The sequence below is a fragment of the Croceicoccus esteveae genome, from assembly GCF_031846435.1.
In the GTDB taxonomy this organism is placed as follows: Bacteria; Pseudomonadota; Alphaproteobacteria; order Sphingomonadales; family Sphingomonadaceae; genus Croceicoccus; species Croceicoccus esteveae.
In genome coordinates this window covers 17,931-31,564 of the sequence record NZ_JAVRHS010000004.1, presented here as the reverse complement: position 1 = coordinate 31,564, position 13,634 = coordinate 17,931, and the positions used below count along the sequence as shown (strand labels likewise).

15 protein-coding genes and 1 pseudogene are annotated in these 13,634 nt (G+C 60.9%); 8 read left to right on the top strand and 8 right to left on the bottom strand.

Annotated elements, in window-relative coordinates; all coding sequences use genetic code 11:
- Positions 1–13 precede the first annotated feature (13 nt).
- A complete protein-coding gene (locus tag RM533_RS06765; protein WP_311340465.1) occupies positions 14–991 on the bottom strand; it encodes an NADPH:quinone oxidoreductase family protein in 978 nt (325 codons plus the stop codon).
- A gap of 125 nt (positions 992–1,116) precedes the next feature.
- On the opposite strand from RM533_RS06765, the gene RM533_RS06760 reads away from it, so the two are divergent.
- Positions 1,117–1,731, top strand: a complete 615-nt coding sequence (locus RM533_RS06760) for a TetR/AcrR family transcriptional regulator (RefSeq protein ID WP_311340464.1) — start codon at positions 1,117–1,119, stop codon at positions 1,729–1,731.
- Positions 1,732–1,762: 31 nt separating this feature from the next.
- Here the strand turns inward: RM533_RS06760 and RM533_RS06755 are convergent, their stop codons facing one another.
- The 5 genes from RM533_RS06755 to RM533_RS06735 are packed head-to-tail and all read right to left on the bottom strand — an operon-like array spanning position 1,763 to position 7,032.
- Entirely contained in the window at positions 1,763–2,878 is a 1,116-nt protein-coding gene (locus RM533_RS06755; protein ID WP_311340463.1) for a Gfo/Idh/MocA family protein, read from the bottom strand.
- Complete coding sequence (locus RM533_RS06750; RefSeq protein WP_311340462.1) at positions 2,875–3,780, bottom strand: sugar phosphate isomerase/epimerase family protein; 906 nt, start codon at positions 3,778–3,780, stop codon at positions 2,875–2,877. Before RM533_RS06750 ends, RM533_RS06755 begins: the two co-directional genes overlap by 4 nt.
- Positions 3,777–5,009, bottom strand: a complete 1,233-nt coding sequence (locus RM533_RS06745; RefSeq protein ID WP_311340461.1) for a hypothetical protein — start codon at positions 5,007–5,009, stop codon at positions 3,777–3,779. The genes RM533_RS06750 and RM533_RS06745 overlap by 4 nt, the downstream gene beginning before the upstream one ends.
- Positions 5,006–6,250: a sulfotransferase family protein gene (locus tag RM533_RS06740; protein WP_311340460.1), complete on the bottom strand. Its 1,245-nt coding sequence runs from the start codon at positions 6,248–6,250 to the stop codon at positions 5,006–5,008. The genes RM533_RS06745 and RM533_RS06740 overlap by 4 nt, the downstream gene beginning before the upstream one ends.
- A complete protein-coding gene (locus RM533_RS06735) occupies positions 6,250–7,032 on the bottom strand; it encodes an SDR family NAD(P)-dependent oxidoreductase (RefSeq protein WP_311340459.1) in 783 nt (260 codons plus the stop codon). Before RM533_RS06735 ends, RM533_RS06740 begins: the two co-directional genes overlap by 1 nt.
- Positions 7,033–7,072: 40 nt before the next feature.
- Here RM533_RS06735 and RM533_RS06730 point away from each other — a divergent pair, with 40 nt between their 5' ends.
- Positions 7,073–7,816, top strand: coding sequence for a TetR/AcrR family transcriptional regulator (locus RM533_RS06730; protein ID WP_311340458.1), 744 nt, complete (start codon positions 7,073–7,075; stop codon positions 7,814–7,816).
- A gap of 47 nt (positions 7,817–7,863) precedes the next feature.
- On the opposite strand, the gene RM533_RS06725 is transcribed toward RM533_RS06730, so the two are convergent.
- Complete coding sequence (locus tag RM533_RS06725; RefSeq protein WP_311340457.1) at positions 7,864–8,802, bottom strand: haloalkane dehalogenase; 939 nt, start codon at positions 8,800–8,802, stop codon at positions 7,864–7,866.
- Positions 8,803–8,922: 120 nt separating this feature from the next.
- Here RM533_RS06725 and RM533_RS06720 point away from each other — a divergent pair, with 120 nt between their 5' ends.
- From RM533_RS06720 to RM533_RS06700, 5 genes are all read left to right on the top strand, one after another.
- On the top strand, positions 8,923–9,072 hold the full coding sequence (locus RM533_RS06720; protein WP_311340456.1) for a hypothetical protein: 150 nt from the start codon (positions 8,923–8,925) through the stop codon (positions 9,070–9,072).
- Entirely contained in the window at positions 9,057–9,914 is an 858-nt protein-coding gene (locus RM533_RS06715; protein WP_311340455.1) for an SDR family NAD(P)-dependent oxidoreductase, read from the top strand. The genes RM533_RS06720 and RM533_RS06715 overlap by 16 nt, the downstream gene beginning before the upstream one ends.
- 631 nt (positions 9,915–10,545) lie before the next feature.
- Positions 10,546–11,202 (top strand): hypothetical protein, encoded by a 657-nt coding sequence (locus RM533_RS06710; protein WP_311340454.1) that lies wholly within the window; start codon positions 10,546–10,548, stop codon positions 11,200–11,202.
- Positions 11,203–11,262: 60 nt separating this feature from the next.
- Positions 11,263–12,216, top strand: coding sequence for a hypothetical protein (locus RM533_RS06705; RefSeq protein WP_311340453.1), 954 nt, complete (start codon positions 11,263–11,265; stop codon positions 12,214–12,216).
- 68 nt (positions 12,217–12,284) lie between these two features.
- Positions 12,285–13,040, top strand: coding sequence for an SDR family NAD(P)-dependent oxidoreductase (locus RM533_RS06700; RefSeq protein ID WP_311340452.1), 756 nt, complete (start codon positions 12,285–12,287; stop codon positions 13,038–13,040).
- A gap of 90 nt (positions 13,041–13,130) precedes the next feature.
- On the opposite strand, the gene RM533_RS06695 is transcribed toward RM533_RS06700, so the two are convergent.
- On the bottom strand, positions 13,131–13,358 hold the full coding sequence (locus tag RM533_RS06695) for a hypothetical protein (RefSeq protein ID WP_311340451.1): 228 nt from the start codon (positions 13,356–13,358) through the stop codon (positions 13,131–13,133).
- A gap of 78 nt (positions 13,359–13,436) precedes the next feature.
- Between RM533_RS06695 and RM533_RS13645 the strand changes: the two are divergent.
- Positions 13,437–13,628: pseudogene (locus RM533_RS13645) on the top strand (AbgT family transporter); the annotation flags it as partial.
- Positions 13,629–13,634: the final 6 nt, after the last annotated feature.

The following is a 13,634-nucleotide window of genomic DNA, read 5'->3' as shown; positions in this document are numbered from 1 at the left end:
ATGACTGCGATATCTACTTGATCTTGAGGATGAGTTTGCCCCTGGCCCGCCGCGCTTCCAGATGCTGCAGCGCCTGTGTCGCCTCGTCGAGAGGATAGACATTTTCGACTTCGGGACGAATTCTGCCCTGCGCGATCCACGCCATGATCTGTTCAAGATTTTCAGCGTGTGGCCTGGGGTCCGCGCGCAATGAATTGCCCCACAGCAGCCCTACCGCCGCCGCATTTCTCAGCAGCAGCAGATTGGCAGGGATCGACTGGATGTCGCCGCCGGCAAAGCCCACCACCAGCAGGCGCCCACCCCACCCGATCGACTTCAGCGCCGCAAGGTTGAGATCGCCGCCAACCGGATCGAACACGACGTCGGGACCCTTGCCGCCGGTCAGCTCGCCTGCCCGGCTGCGCAGATCTTCCTGTGCATAATTGATGCCCGCGACCGCGCCGTGCTCCGCTGCCAGAGCAAGCTTCTGCGGGGTCGATGCACAGGCGATCACCCGCGCGCCCATGCTTGCGCCGATCTCCACTGCGGCAAGCCCCACCCCGCCTGCCGCGCCCAGCACCAGCAGGGTTTCACCGGGATCCAGCCTCCCCCGGTCCTTCAAGGCGTGATAGGCCGTGCCATACGTGATCAGGACACCCGCGCCGGTGACAAAATCGATCTGTTCTGGCAGCGTGAAGACCTGATCCTCGTTTACCGACACCTGCTCGGCAAAGGCGCCGGTGCCGGTGAAGGCGACCACCCTGTCGCCAGCCTTGAAACGGGTAACGCCCTTGCCTGTGGACAGGATCACGCCGGCTGCCTCGCTGCCGGGGACAAAGGGCAACGCCGGTCTGGTCTGATATTTGCCCTGCACGATCAGCACATCGGGAAAGTTCACGCCTGCTGCATGCACCGCAATGATGACCTTGCCTGCCTGCGCAACAGGCGGGTCGATCCTGTCCACGGTAAGTCCGGTCACCGGCGCGAACGATGTGCACAGCAAAGCCTGCATCGATAATCCTGACGTTTGTTTCAAACACCTGTTTGACATCCGCAGCTACAGTGTCAATAGCTTTGTCCTAGTATCAGACCTTGAAGGTGGCGATGAACTGCGGGGAACAAAACACACCTGGATCAGTGACAAGGGAACCTCCGCCAGCCAAGCTACGCATCCTTGCCGCGGCCGAGCAACTGGTGGCAGAGCAAGGTTTCGACGCAGTCTCGACGCGGGACATAGTAGCGCGCGCGCAGGTCAATATTGCTGCAGTAAATTATTATTTCGGGTCGAAGCAAAGCCTGTTGCTGGAAATATTCGCGACAAGAGCGGCTGAACTGAACCGGGAACGCGCAACGCTGCTTGCCCGTGTCATCGACAAGCGACCTGACGATGTGCGAGCCATCATGCACGCGCTGTTCCAGCCAACGATCCTGTGGAACAGCGAGGAACGCCGCCTGGCGCTGCGCTTTCTTAATCGTGCAAGGAGGGAAGGTCCGCTAGAGGTGCGTGAAACCATTCGTACCGACGTCCGGCACCTTTATCGGTTTGTCGATGCTCTTGCCAATGCGCTGCCGCAGATGCCGCATGAAGAACTGCTGTGGCGGTTTCACTTTGCCCTGGGTGCATTGCATCACAATCAGCCCGGTGATTATGAACGGCTGATCGTCCTGTCAGATGGAGCATGCCGGCCAGATGACCAGCAGCGGCTGCTGGATCATCTGCTGGATTTCGTTGCACGCGGCTTCGGCGTGTGACGGCGGCAGCTCCGGACGCTCGGAAAGCGGATCAGCCGATGTCGATCCACTGTTTCGATCTTGAAGATTCTCGAACCGCATCGAGCACCTTCTGGCTTTGCACCGCGTCATCGAAAGTCGCGGCACGTTCGGGCAAATCAGGCTCGCGGCCTGCCATGCGGTCGCGCATCTCGCCAAACAAACGCGCATAAGGCGGCACGTCATAGCCGCTGGTGTGCCAGCGATCCATCTCGGTCTGGATCAGCGCGCCAATGGGAAACGGCGTCGGCGGCGGGTTCACCAGATCGTCGGGAACGGGCATCTGCCTCGCGCCGGCGGCGTCCTGCACCCACACTTCTTCCGGATCGCCATAATTGGCGCCGCTCTGCACCCAGGCGCTGCCTTTGCTGCCGGTGATCTTCGTCCCCATGATCAGCGGCCCGGGCGCATCCTGCGCCGCGATGATCGTTCCAGCCGTTCCTGCGTGGGTGCGAAACTGCACGCTGTAGGCATCGTCGGCAGTCCGGTGCGGCCGGCCCCGGGCGATGGTCTGCAAAACCCCGCTGACGCTGGCAAACCGGCCCAGCATGTATTCGGCCTGATCGAACATGTGCGAGCCGAATGCACCCAGAAACCCGCCGCCCTGATCCGCATCTTCCCACCAGGGAGCCAGCGGTTCATCCGGGTCATCGTTGCCGGGCTGATGATAGATGCGCAGATAATGAAGCGGCGTTCCGATCGTGCCGCCAATCACGACTCGCCGCAGCAGCGCCTGCACGGTCTCGAACCGGAATTCGGCACCCATCATATGCAGGATGCCCGCGTCATGCGCCGCATCGCGCATTTTCTGTGCCTGCGCTGCATCACGGGCGAACGGCTTTTCGCACACGACATTGCGGCCGGCCTCGATCGCCGTCATCACCGCATCGACGTGGGCGTGTGGCGGGGTCGCCACGGTGACCAACCGGATGGTATCATCGCGCAGCACTTGCGACAGGCTGTCGCTGGCAAGCGGGATCTGCAGCGGCGCGGCACGTTCGGCCGTGCGGGCATGATCCCGCCCGACGATCGCTGCGACCTCGAAACCGGCGTCGCGCAAGGCGCGCACATGGGTAAACAACCCGAACCCGGTGCCCACGACCACTGCGCGAGGTTGTGTTGTGTTCATCGTGTCGCTCCTGCAAGGCTGATGCAATAATCGAGTGCCGTGGCCGATCTGCTGGCGATTTCGCTGGCCGACGGAGTGGCAGGGGACGGTGAGAACACCTCGATGCCCCCGGCCGCTCGTGCCCCCGTCGCGGCGATTGCCTGCATCAGTGCGGCAAGATCGAACGCGCCTTCGCCAGGCATCAGCCGGGTCATCATGTCTTCATAAGGATCGGCCCGCATCGGGGTAAGCGAAGCATCGTTCATCTGCCAAGCCATGATCCATTCCGGTGGCAGGCTGGCCACATCCTCGATCTTCGAGCCGGAGCGGAAGAAATGCCAGCTGTCGATCAGCAGGCCTGCGTTCGTGCAATCCGCTTGCCCAAGCACCTGTGCAGCCTGTGCAACATTCCCGATGCAGCTGCCGGGAATCAGTTCCACGGCAACACCGAGGCCGTGATCCGCCGCGACGATACATACTTCGCGCAGCGCTGCGCCCACCTTTTCCAGGTCGAACGGCACACCGAACAGATCGGCCAGTGTAACGCTGCGCGCGCCAAGCGTCGTTGCTGTCCGGCAGATGTCCTGCGGAGTTTTGCTGAGCAGCATGGCAGCGATTTCACCGGGCAGGTTCTTGGCTGCACGATCCTGTCCCGCGATCCAGTTGCCGACGATCTCGTAGCTTTCAAGCTTCAGGCCGGCATCATCCATCGCAGCGCGCAGCGCCTCCGGCTCCAGCCCGTCTGCGGCCGCGCGCATCACGTCCGACGTGAACAACGTCACGGCGGTAAATCCGGCGGCATGTGCAGCAACAAACCTGTCGGCAGGCGCAATGGACTGGCAGCTGCCGGCATAAAGAACCCGTTCGCGCAACTGCAGCCCGTTCTGCAGATTTCCCGACGGAGTGATTGAAGCGTCGCTCACTCCGACAACTCCCCGCTGATGACAGGCGTTGCCGCATCGACAGCCGCCTCGCCCTGTTCGTCGATTGCCTGCAGCTTGATCCGGCGCAGGCTGACCTGCGGCGGGGTGCTGTTCTCATCAAGCCCGATGAAGCGCAGGCTCATGCCGCCGTGCCGGTGTCCGAAGGTGCCGATCGCATTGCCGGCAAGACGGGTCGGTTCTTCGCTGACAATGATCCTGACCGATCCGTCGGCGGCGGGCGTGTGGTGGAATTTGGTGACATAGCCATCGCCATCTTCATAGCTGTCGAGGTTTTCCTGCCAGATATTGCACAGCTGGAAGATCCAGTACTGGGCGGGGCTGGGGACAAAATCGATCACCAGCGCCTCATCCGCAGCGCATTCCCAGGTGCCGAACCCGTGATGCCGGTCGGGAACGCCGCCGTTCGACAGATACACTGCCCGGCTGAAACGGATGCGGTTGGGCCGCTGCGCCAGATTGTCCTGCCACCACCGGCGCACCAGCTCGCCATAGCCGAGCACGGTCTGCCCCGCTTTGGCGAGCGCATCGCTGACCTCTCCTGACGACACCGGCTGCGGCTCGGGATCGTCCGCCCGCATGATAGTGAACCGGGGCGGCTCGGTCGTTGCGCGATCATGGTAAAGCGTGCGCAGCAGCAGACCGACGCAATCGGGTGTCATGGGCAACCAGTCGCGCCCGTCACCCGGATCGTTCTGGCTCACGGTAATCTCGAAATTTCCATGGTCATCGAACCGGATGGTGTCGGAGTTGATGAAGCCGGTCGTCGCAAGATTGCTGGGGTCGAACCGGTCAAGCGCGTCCAGCCCCGCCTCTGCCCAGCTTTGTTCGCCGGGATGAACGGGTTGCGGCGCGGTCCATGAGGCGAGCACGAAATACGGCAGGCCACCGCGGTTGCCGCGCACGATGTAATCATGCGATCCATCCACGAATTCCGTCAGAAAATGGTCCTGATCGGGAGACTGGAAATTGATCGCCTGCCGCCATGGCGTGTCGCGCAGGCGCGGCCGTTCAGGTTCACAGTTTTCGCCGAACCGCTCCAGCCCGTTGCGCACCACCCGGCCCATGAAGCGGAACCATTCGGCCCGGTCCTGATCGTCGATCTCATCCGGGCCGAAGCGATCGATGATGCGGCCAGCCTGCTTCAGCTGTTCGCAAAAATCTTCCCATGCTTCGCCCGTCATAAGGCGCTGCGCCGATTTCTCGCTCATGTTCCAACCTCCGGCTTGATATCGAACCGATCCGTGTAGAACCGGAACCTTCTGCGCAGCGCCGGCACATCGACGCCGAAATCACCGGCCAGATCGTAGTGCACCTGCCCGTGCTTGCCACGCGGGTTGGCCTGTTCATAAGCGGAAATACCGGCGCGCGCCGCATCGGTCAGCTCCAGGCCTGCTACTTCGTAGATGCGGGCAATCGTGCCCATCTGGTCGGCCATGCAGTCCTGAAACCGCACGTCGATTGCCTGGGGCAGCAGATCACGCTCTGCAACGCAGCGGTGCAGCATCTGTTCGACCCTGCTGATCCAGTAATCCGCCAGCTCAGGCAGATCGATCCGCTGACGCCGCAGCCGGTCGCCATAAGCGATCATGGTGATGGCGGACTGGATGACCGCCAAGGGATCGCGATGCGTAAGAACGACACAGGCATCGGGATAGACAGTGTGCAGCGCGGCAAGGTTCTCCATATGCGACGGAGATTTCAGCACCCAGCGGTTCGGCCCGCGCGACCAGGTCATGTACTGGAGCAGGCGCTTGCCGTAACGGTAGTGCGGCGTCTGGTCATGCGCGCCAAGGAAATCGCGCAGACGATACGCCCGGCACACCCATTCGGGAACATAGCAGGCAAAATCGGGGCCAAGCAGTTCCAGATCCTCGTGGATGGCGTCAGGGTCCATCTCATGCATGGCCGGCATCAGCGGCAGCAGCGCTTCGAACTGGCTCCACATGGCCTGACAGTCATGGCGGCGCGGATCATCCTGCGGCGCTGGCGGCGGTTCATGCCGGGCAACCGGCTCCATCGTTTCCCACAGGGGCATGGAACGCAGGCGCGCATCGGCCGCCAGCAGATTGACCAGATTGGTCGTTCCCGAACGCGGCAGGCCGGCAATCACGATGGGGCGGTCGATCACGACATCCGCAATGTCGGGGTAGGCGTTCCACCGCTCCTCGAAGCGCAGGCGCGTGGCGACCTGCCGCACGCAATCGGCAAAACCATTGGCGCGACCCACCCGGTTCAATCCGGCATCTTCATCGAAGGAGCGCAACCAGATCGCCAGCCGGGGCAGGAAGTCAGGCGAGCCATAATCCTCGAGCCCGGTGGCAGCGCGGGCCGCTTCGATTACAGCCCGCGTGGTAAGCGTCACTTCCGGCGTTGCGGCAATGGCAGCCTTGATCGCGGGATTCGCACGCGGCGCGGCAAGGTCGTCGATACAGATCCGCTCAGCCGCCATCAGCCTGACACCGTATAGCCGCCATCGACCATGATCGTGGTGCCGGTGATCCAGCTGGCAGCAGAGCTGGCAAGGAACAGCACCGGGCCGGCGATATCCTCAGGCTCGCCCATGCGGCCTAGCGGCGTGCGGGCAAGGGTGGGCTCGGACCACGCTTTTTCGGCAAAGACATTGGCAGTCATCCGGCTGCGCGTGACGCCGGCGGCAACGACATTGACTCTGATATTGCGCGGCCCAAGGTCCACCGCCAAGCCACGCGTCATGCCAAGAAGGCCAGTCTTGCCGGCGCCGTAGCCAAGCGTCACCGCCATGCCCATGAAGCTGGTGACAGAGCCGATCCCGATCACTGCGCCGCCGCCCGATTGCGTGCTGTCGGCAAGTTGGTCGGCGAGCCGTTGTACCAGCCGGAACGGCGCGTTCAGGTGCACCTGCACCGCACGGGCGAATACATCGGGATCATGTTCGTCCAGCCCTGCGGCAAAGAACGAATTGCCTGCATTGTTGACCAGCACGTCAAGCGCCGGAATGCCATCGGCCAGCGCATCGATGCTGGCGTTGTCCTCGACATCGAGTTGCCGGTAATCGAACCGGTCCAGATCTGCATCGTAATCGGCTGCCTGCGCTCTGGTGCCGGTAATGGTGACATGTGCGCCGCTATTGGCAAAGGCATTGGCAATGCCTGCGCCCAGCCCGCTCGTGCCGCCTGTCACCAGCACTTTCTTGCCGGAAAAATCGAAATGGATATCCTGCCGGTGCGCCACAGTCATTCCTTTGTTGCCCATTGCTCTTTCAATGGGTGGACATTCTGACTATACAGACTGTATGTCAAGCCAGCCTGTTGCGACCGATCCCAGAGCTGCCGCAGCAGCGCCCGAACGCCGTAATCTGGCGAACCAGCGCCAGAAAGCGCAGCGCCTCCGGACGCGTGAACGGCTGATCGACGGGGCCATCGCGGTGTTTTCGAGCCGCGGCTATGCTGACACCACCACTGCCGACATCCTGCAAAGCGCAGGCGTCAGCAGGGCATCGTTCTACGCGCATTTCGCCGGCAAGGGGGCGGTGGCAGGTGCCATTGCTGACCGATTTGCACCCGTGTGGCAGCCGCTTTATGCGCAGCTATGCGCATTTGACCGCCCTTTGCTGGAACCGCTGACCCGCTGGTGCGGCGATCATGTGCAGCTTTATCGCGAACATCAGGCCGTGTGCATCATTCTCACGCAGGCAGCCGCCATCGAGCGCAGCTTGTACTGGCAGCTTGCGGCTGCGCAGGACCGGCTGATCGACGAACTGGCCCAGGGCCGGATGGGGCTTGACCATCTGGCGCACGACGAAGCGGCGCGCACGCGTGCTGCGCTCGCGCTGTCGCAGATCGATCACGCCTGCTACTTCCTGGCAATCCGTCGCTGGGACATCGATCCGCAGGCAGGGATTGCGGAAATGGGAATGCAGCTGTGTCATTTCCTTGAGCAGGAAGTCGCGCGCGGCAGGCCGGCAGCCGGGCATGGCGGCATCGGCTCTCAACGATGTGCAGGAACAGGCGCGTCGGACGGGGACGATCTTTACTGACGCCGCTGCCCTACTGCCTGCTACCTGCTGCCTGCTGCCTTGCCTGATTATGCCTTCCCCAGCGTTGCGAGGAACTTGACCAGATCCTTCGCCAGCGCGTCCCCCTGTTCTTCCTGCACGAAATGTCCCGCATTATCGATCCGGCTGTGCGGCGCCCTGGCTGCACCGGGGATGCGCGCGCGAAACACTCCCTCCCACGCAGCGGTAGAAGGATCGTTGTCGCTGAACGCGGTGGCAAACGGCTGTTCAAAGCTTTCCAGAACTTTCCACGCGGCGCGATTTTCGGCAATGCCGGGGCTGTCAGCCTCCGCGGGGATCAGCGTGGTGAGCGCCAGCGCCGCGGCCTTGTAACTTGCGTCGGGAAACGGAGCGTCATAGGCGGCCAGCACGTCCTCACCGGGGCGCTGCACAAAGGTCGCGGCAATGACCTCGCTTACGGCCAGGTCGTCGCTGCTGCGGCAGTGTTCGATCCACGGCCGCACAATCGGGCCAGGCCAGTCATCGACGCCACGCGGCGGCGGTTCTGCGTTTGGCAGCAGCGTGTTGGTGGCAAACACGCCCAAATATCTCTCCGGAGCATCGGCAAGTACCCGCAGGCCGATCGGCCCGCCCCAGTCCTGCGCGACCAGCACCATGCGGTCGAGCCCCAGCCGGTCGATGAACTGCCGCATCCATCCGACATATCTGTCATAGCTGAAAACGCCGCGGTCCGCCGGCTTGTCGGATCGGCCGAACCCGATGTGATCGGGCGCGATGACGCGCCACCCGGCCGCGGCGACAGGACCGACAAGCTTGCGGTAAAGATAGCTCCAGCTCGGTTCTCCGTGCAGCATCAGCACGGTGCCATGATCCGCGATGCCCTCATCGAGATAGTGCATCCGCAACGCACCAAGCTGCGGATCCTCGATGGTGAGGTAGTGCGGATCGAACGGAAAATCAGGCAGATCGGCAAAGCGATCATCGGGTGTTCGCAGGATATTGGACACGCATGCTCCCCTCGAGGTTTCTGGCAGATCGTCTTCTTGCGACCTTGAACGGCATATTCCACAAACCGGCATGAATGGGCAAGTAGGCCAGATCGTGCAGAACAGCCCGCTGGTCCGCCCATGACCGCAGAGGAGCAACGCCCCGATCTGGCAAATACCGCCGCTGGCATTGCCCCGACCGGCCCCGGCTTGACAATGCGCGTGGTGCAATGGGATGCATCTGGCGGCGCAATGCACGAGGCAGGGAAGCTGACATGGCGTATAGTCTGACAGGGTTTGACGGCAAGGTGGCGGTGGTGACAGGCGCCGGGCGCATGCGCAGCATCGGAAGGCCAGTTGCTGTGGCGCTGGCGCAAGCCGGGTGCGATGTCGTGCTGACCGGCACGGGGCGCAACCGGGACAGCTACCCGCAGGACGAACGCGACGCAGGATGGTGTGACATCGATTCTGTAGCGCAGGAAGTGCGCGCGCTTGGCAGACGCGCTCTGCCCGTGGTCGCCGATGTGAGCGACCCCGCCGCTGTCGATCTGCTGGTTGCAAAGACCGTCGATGCGTTCGGCAGGGTGGATTTCGTCATCAACAATGCCGGCGCGGCGCGTGCAGGAGACCGGGTGCCTGCTGCCGATCTGGCGATCTGGCGATCTGGCGATCTGGCGATCGAGAAATGGCAAAAGGTGATGGATGTCAATCTGAACGGCACGTTCTACATGTCGCGCGCTTTTGCCAGACAGATGCGCGAACAGGGGAATGGCGGCGCGATCATCAATGTGTCATCGGTGGCGGCAGAATTACTGGCGCCGCAGACCAGCGCTTATGCCGCATCGAAAGTCGCCATAAACGGGCTCACCACCATCATGGCGCGCGAACTTGGCCCCGAACAGATCCGGGTGAACGCAGTCGCACCCGGCATTGTCGAGACCAGCCGCCTCGATGACGTGCCGCGCGGCAAGGTGTGGGATGATCTCGTCGGCAACTATATCGCGCTTGGCCGCGCCGGCACCGGCGAGGATATTGCGCATCTCGTCACCTTTCTGTGCAGCGAACAGGGCGCGTGGATTTCGGGACAGACGATCTATATCGATGGTGGCCACCTGCCCACGCCAAGACAGTGAAGCAGTTGCATTTAACGCGTCCTTTGCTGTCGTGATGCCATCCTGCGTTGACTGCTTGTCTTCATTCAACAGCGTATCGCTTGCAGTCAACTGGAGTTGACGCGCCGAGTCTATCACAGATAGCATAGCATTGCTGAAGCCAAATTGGTTTGCGAAGAAAAGTCCTTTGCAAACGATCTGCTGCAATAGAGGACTACAGAATCTGCGATAAAGAGGGCCGCATGTGACCTTGTGCATTATGTATGAAGGCAATGATCATCTTGTGATGATGTCGGACCTGCTTGTGTCGGGCCGCCCAGACATAGTTCCTTATATACCCGCCACAAGAGAAACAGCTTTCGAATACAAAAATGACTGCACGAAGCAAGCAGTTGGCCTTACTCAAAAGCTATGCAAGATAAATGATTATCATGTACTCGGATAGGCGGGCTCCGAGTTTGAAGCCTTATCATTCGCCAAATACCTTAAAAAGAGACTGGGTGACGCAAAAGCGGATCTGAATTTAACCAATCAAATCATTAACGAATATCCTGAAAATGATCTCAGAAAAGTCACAGCCTTTCTCACTCTGGCATTGGAGAACTGCACCGGAAGCTTCGACATAAACACTGTGCCATATCCAGTCGGAAAATTGGGAAAGTTGTGGGCGCTTGGCACGGGCACGGGCGATTTTTACTGGTATGCAGAGAAGATGTTAGGTTCAGGAGGGGCAGGATCTACCCTAGCCGAGATCTTGAGTTTCATGGGAACAATGATGCTGCAGCAGGCACATTCCGGCTATGGCCTGGAAAATGGCTGGGGTGGAGGCTTCCAAATAGCAATCTGGAACGGCAAGACTTTGGAACTGCTTGACCGGATCCTCGTCTGCGGTTGGGTAGCACAGCGTTTCGAAGACCACATCCTGGTCGGCCGAGGTCCGTTTTTCTACCTTTACTACAAAGATGATGATCTGGTGGTTTGCAGGCTCTCCGGCAAAGACGGGGGTGCTTACGAAGTTGCACGTTCTCTGCTGGCAAAAGATCTGCCGCCTATAGTAGATTTGGGCGTGCATACCCCGGATTACACCGTTGATCTGCTTTATCTGGAAGGGTCTGACCAACGGCCAATCATGATGCGATATCCTGATATGGATCAACCAAGAGTGGATCTGAAGGACGGGCAATACTCCACCCGCTTTGGTCCGAACAGCGGGCAAATATCCGGCAGATGGATAGATGAGCATGTCACCAAGATCTGGGGTGATCTCCCAATAAGATGCCTTCTGAACCCGGGTGATCAGGGTATTTAGCATTGTCGCTTCAACGCTGGGGGTATCCCATGCCAGCGCGGCACGTCGCGAAAACGGACCATGGACATTGCTGCTGCAACAGGCAATCTGATCGCCATGATTGCCCGCACTCTCTATCTTCACATCGGCTTGCCCAAAACTGGCTCCACTTTCCTTCAGCAGCAATTATTTTCAAAGCTGAACGACATGAAAGTGGTTTCCATGCCGTCCGACAGCTATTTCCATGATGGCTCGAGCACCGCGAACTCAGGCAACCGGCTGCTAGGCTCCATTTTCCGGCGCAGCGATACCGTCTGGCAACACGAACCCGACCGCCTCCTTGACCATCTGCTCGGCTCGGGCTGGCAGGAGGATGAGCGCGATATTCTGCTGTCTGATGAAGCAATTGGGCGGCAGGCCTCCCGGCAGGGCCTGTTTGCTGCGCACCTTGTCGCCATGCAAGATGCTTTGCACCGGCGCGGCATTGAACAGATGAAGATCCTGTGTCTGTTCCGGCGGCAGGATCATTGGTTGATGTCGCATTACGTCCAGATGTCGGACCGCAACCGGCATGCAGGTCAGGCGGACGCCGATGCCTTCATTCGCCGGACGTGCGACCCTCGACAGAACCGGTTCACTTTTGGCGCGCTGCTCGATTATGCGGCAATCCTTACCGCTGTTTCACAGGTCGTTGCGGACGAGGACCGGGTCTTTCTCCCGATGGAATGGCTGCGCACGGACTCACGGAGAATAGGACGGCAGCTTGCCATGTTTCTCGACCGGGAGGAACAGTCGTTTGCGCTCAGCAGTGCCGACCAGGAAAACGTCCGTCGCATCGGCAAGGACCGCTGGCAGCTGCGCCAGCCTCCGCCGCTTGCCCGGTTGCGCAACGTGCTTGTGCGGCGCTGCGGACATGTCACGCTCAACCCGGACATGTCCCGGCTGGCGTTGGAGACCTACCGCGCCTGCAACAGACAATTGGAACACCAGACAGGTATCGCGCTGGCGCCGCTTGGCTATTTTGCGCAAGGGTGATGCTGAACCTGAAAGCGGCAGATCCGCACGCGCACGGTCTGCCAACGCTTCTTTGAACAGGGAACGACATGGAACTTGATGTATCAGGCAAACGCACGCTGATCACCGGTGCATCCAGCGGCCTGGGTGCGCAATTTGCCCGCACTTTGGCAAGGTCAGGCGCGCGGGTCGCCCTTGCCGCGCGTCGCACAGACAAGCTTGCCGCGCTTGCCGATGAAATCGGGGCGGCTGGCGGGCAGGTTATCTGCATCCCCCTGGATGTGGCAGACCCGCAATCGATCAGCCAGTGCATAGCCGCCGTGCAGCAGGAATGGGGCGGCCTTGATGTGGTGGTCAACAACGCCGGCATCACCGATATAAAGCCCGCCATTGCCTACGAAGCGGCAGATTTCGACAGCATTCTCGATGTCAATCTGCGTGGTGCCTTTCTGGTTGCGCAACAGGCCGCTCTGGTGATGCGGGAAAATGGCGGGTCGATCATCAACATTGCGTCGATCCTCGCCACGCGACAGGCGATGCACGTTTCTGCCTACGCGATATCAAAGGCAGGCGTCGTGCAGATGACAAAGGTGCTGGCGCTGGAATGGGCGCGTTATAAGATCCGGGTGAACGCCATTGCGCCCGGTTATGTCGAAACAGCGATGAACGAGGGCTTCTGGGATACACAGGCGGGCAAGGCGATGATGCAGCGCATTCCCCAGCGACGCGTGGGCCAACCGCAGGAGCTTGACGCGCCGCTGCTTTTGCTGGCCTGCGATGCTTCAAGCTACATGACCGGCTCTGTCATCGTGGTGGACGGCGGACACTCGATCGCATCGATCTGATTGCGCCGCGTATTGCGGCACCGCGACAGGTCGCAAGGTGGTGCCTTGCCCGTGCAGAACGCCGCACCGGCCGTAAGCCGCCAGCTGTGGTCACGTCGCTGGTGGGCGTGGTTTCTGCCATGCGGCAGTCCCGACGCGCAAGCTACGCACCTCATGCATGATGTTGTCGCATGCGCGGTGGCTTTCATGGTCCTGCGCCTCGCGCATGGCATGAACGATGATGGCGATATGCAGGTCCAGCACAATGAACGAGGACCCACGGATGAACGGCGCAATGTCGACTTGATCATTGCACCAGGTGCAGACGGACTGCGGCACCTGTCGCTTCCTACGCCAAAATTGCCGGGCTGATCGTGCTGGCTACACGGGCGCTCAACCTGTTCATCGGTTCGGCAAGTGCAAAACGGGCACTGCCGGCATCGGTCGCCATACTTATGTTCATGCTGCCTTGGATCAGCGCCGGAAATGACCGCTGCAGCCAATCGGGTCATCGACAGCGCCACCGACGTCATGACGCCGCTGCTCGTGTCTTTCCCGCTGATCCTGATATTCTGCCAACGCTGGTTATTGCCGTTCGGGACTGGAAGCCTCGTC

Coding starts and splice junctions, on each gene's coding strand:
- RM533_RS06765 (WP_311340465.1), bottom strand. CDS start 991: ATGCAGGCTTTGCTGTGCACATCGTTCGCGCCGGTGACCGGACTTACC.
- RM533_RS06755 (WP_311340463.1), bottom strand. CDS start 2,878: ATGAACACAACACAACCTCGCGCAGTGGTCGTGGGCACCGGGTTCGGG.
- RM533_RS06745 (WP_311340461.1), bottom strand. CDS start 5,009: ATGAGCGAGAAATCGGCGCAGCGCCTTATGACGGGCGAAGCATGGGAA.
- RM533_RS06740 (WP_311340460.1), bottom strand. CDS start 6,250: ATGGCGGCTGAGCGGATCTGTATCGACGACCTTGCCGCGCCGCGTGCG.
- RM533_RS06735 (WP_311340459.1), bottom strand. CDS start 7,032: ATGGGCAACAAAGGAATGACTGTGGCGCACCGGCAGGATATCCATTTC.
- RM533_RS06730 (WP_311340458.1), top strand. CDS start 7,073: ATGTCAAGCCAGCCTGTTGCGACCGATCCCAGAGCTGCCGCAGCAGCG.
- RM533_RS06720 (WP_311340456.1), top strand. CDS start 8,923: ATGACCGCAGAGGAGCAACGCCCCGATCTGGCAAATACCGCCGCTGGC.
- RM533_RS06715 (WP_311340455.1), top strand. CDS start 9,057: ATGGCGTATAGTCTGACAGGGTTTGACGGCAAGGTGGCGGTGGTGACA.
- RM533_RS06705 (WP_311340453.1), top strand. CDS start 11,263: ATGGACATTGCTGCTGCAACAGGCAATCTGATCGCCATGATTGCCCGC.
- RM533_RS06700 (WP_311340452.1), top strand. CDS start 12,285: ATGGAACTTGATGTATCAGGCAAACGCACGCTGATCACCGGTGCATCC.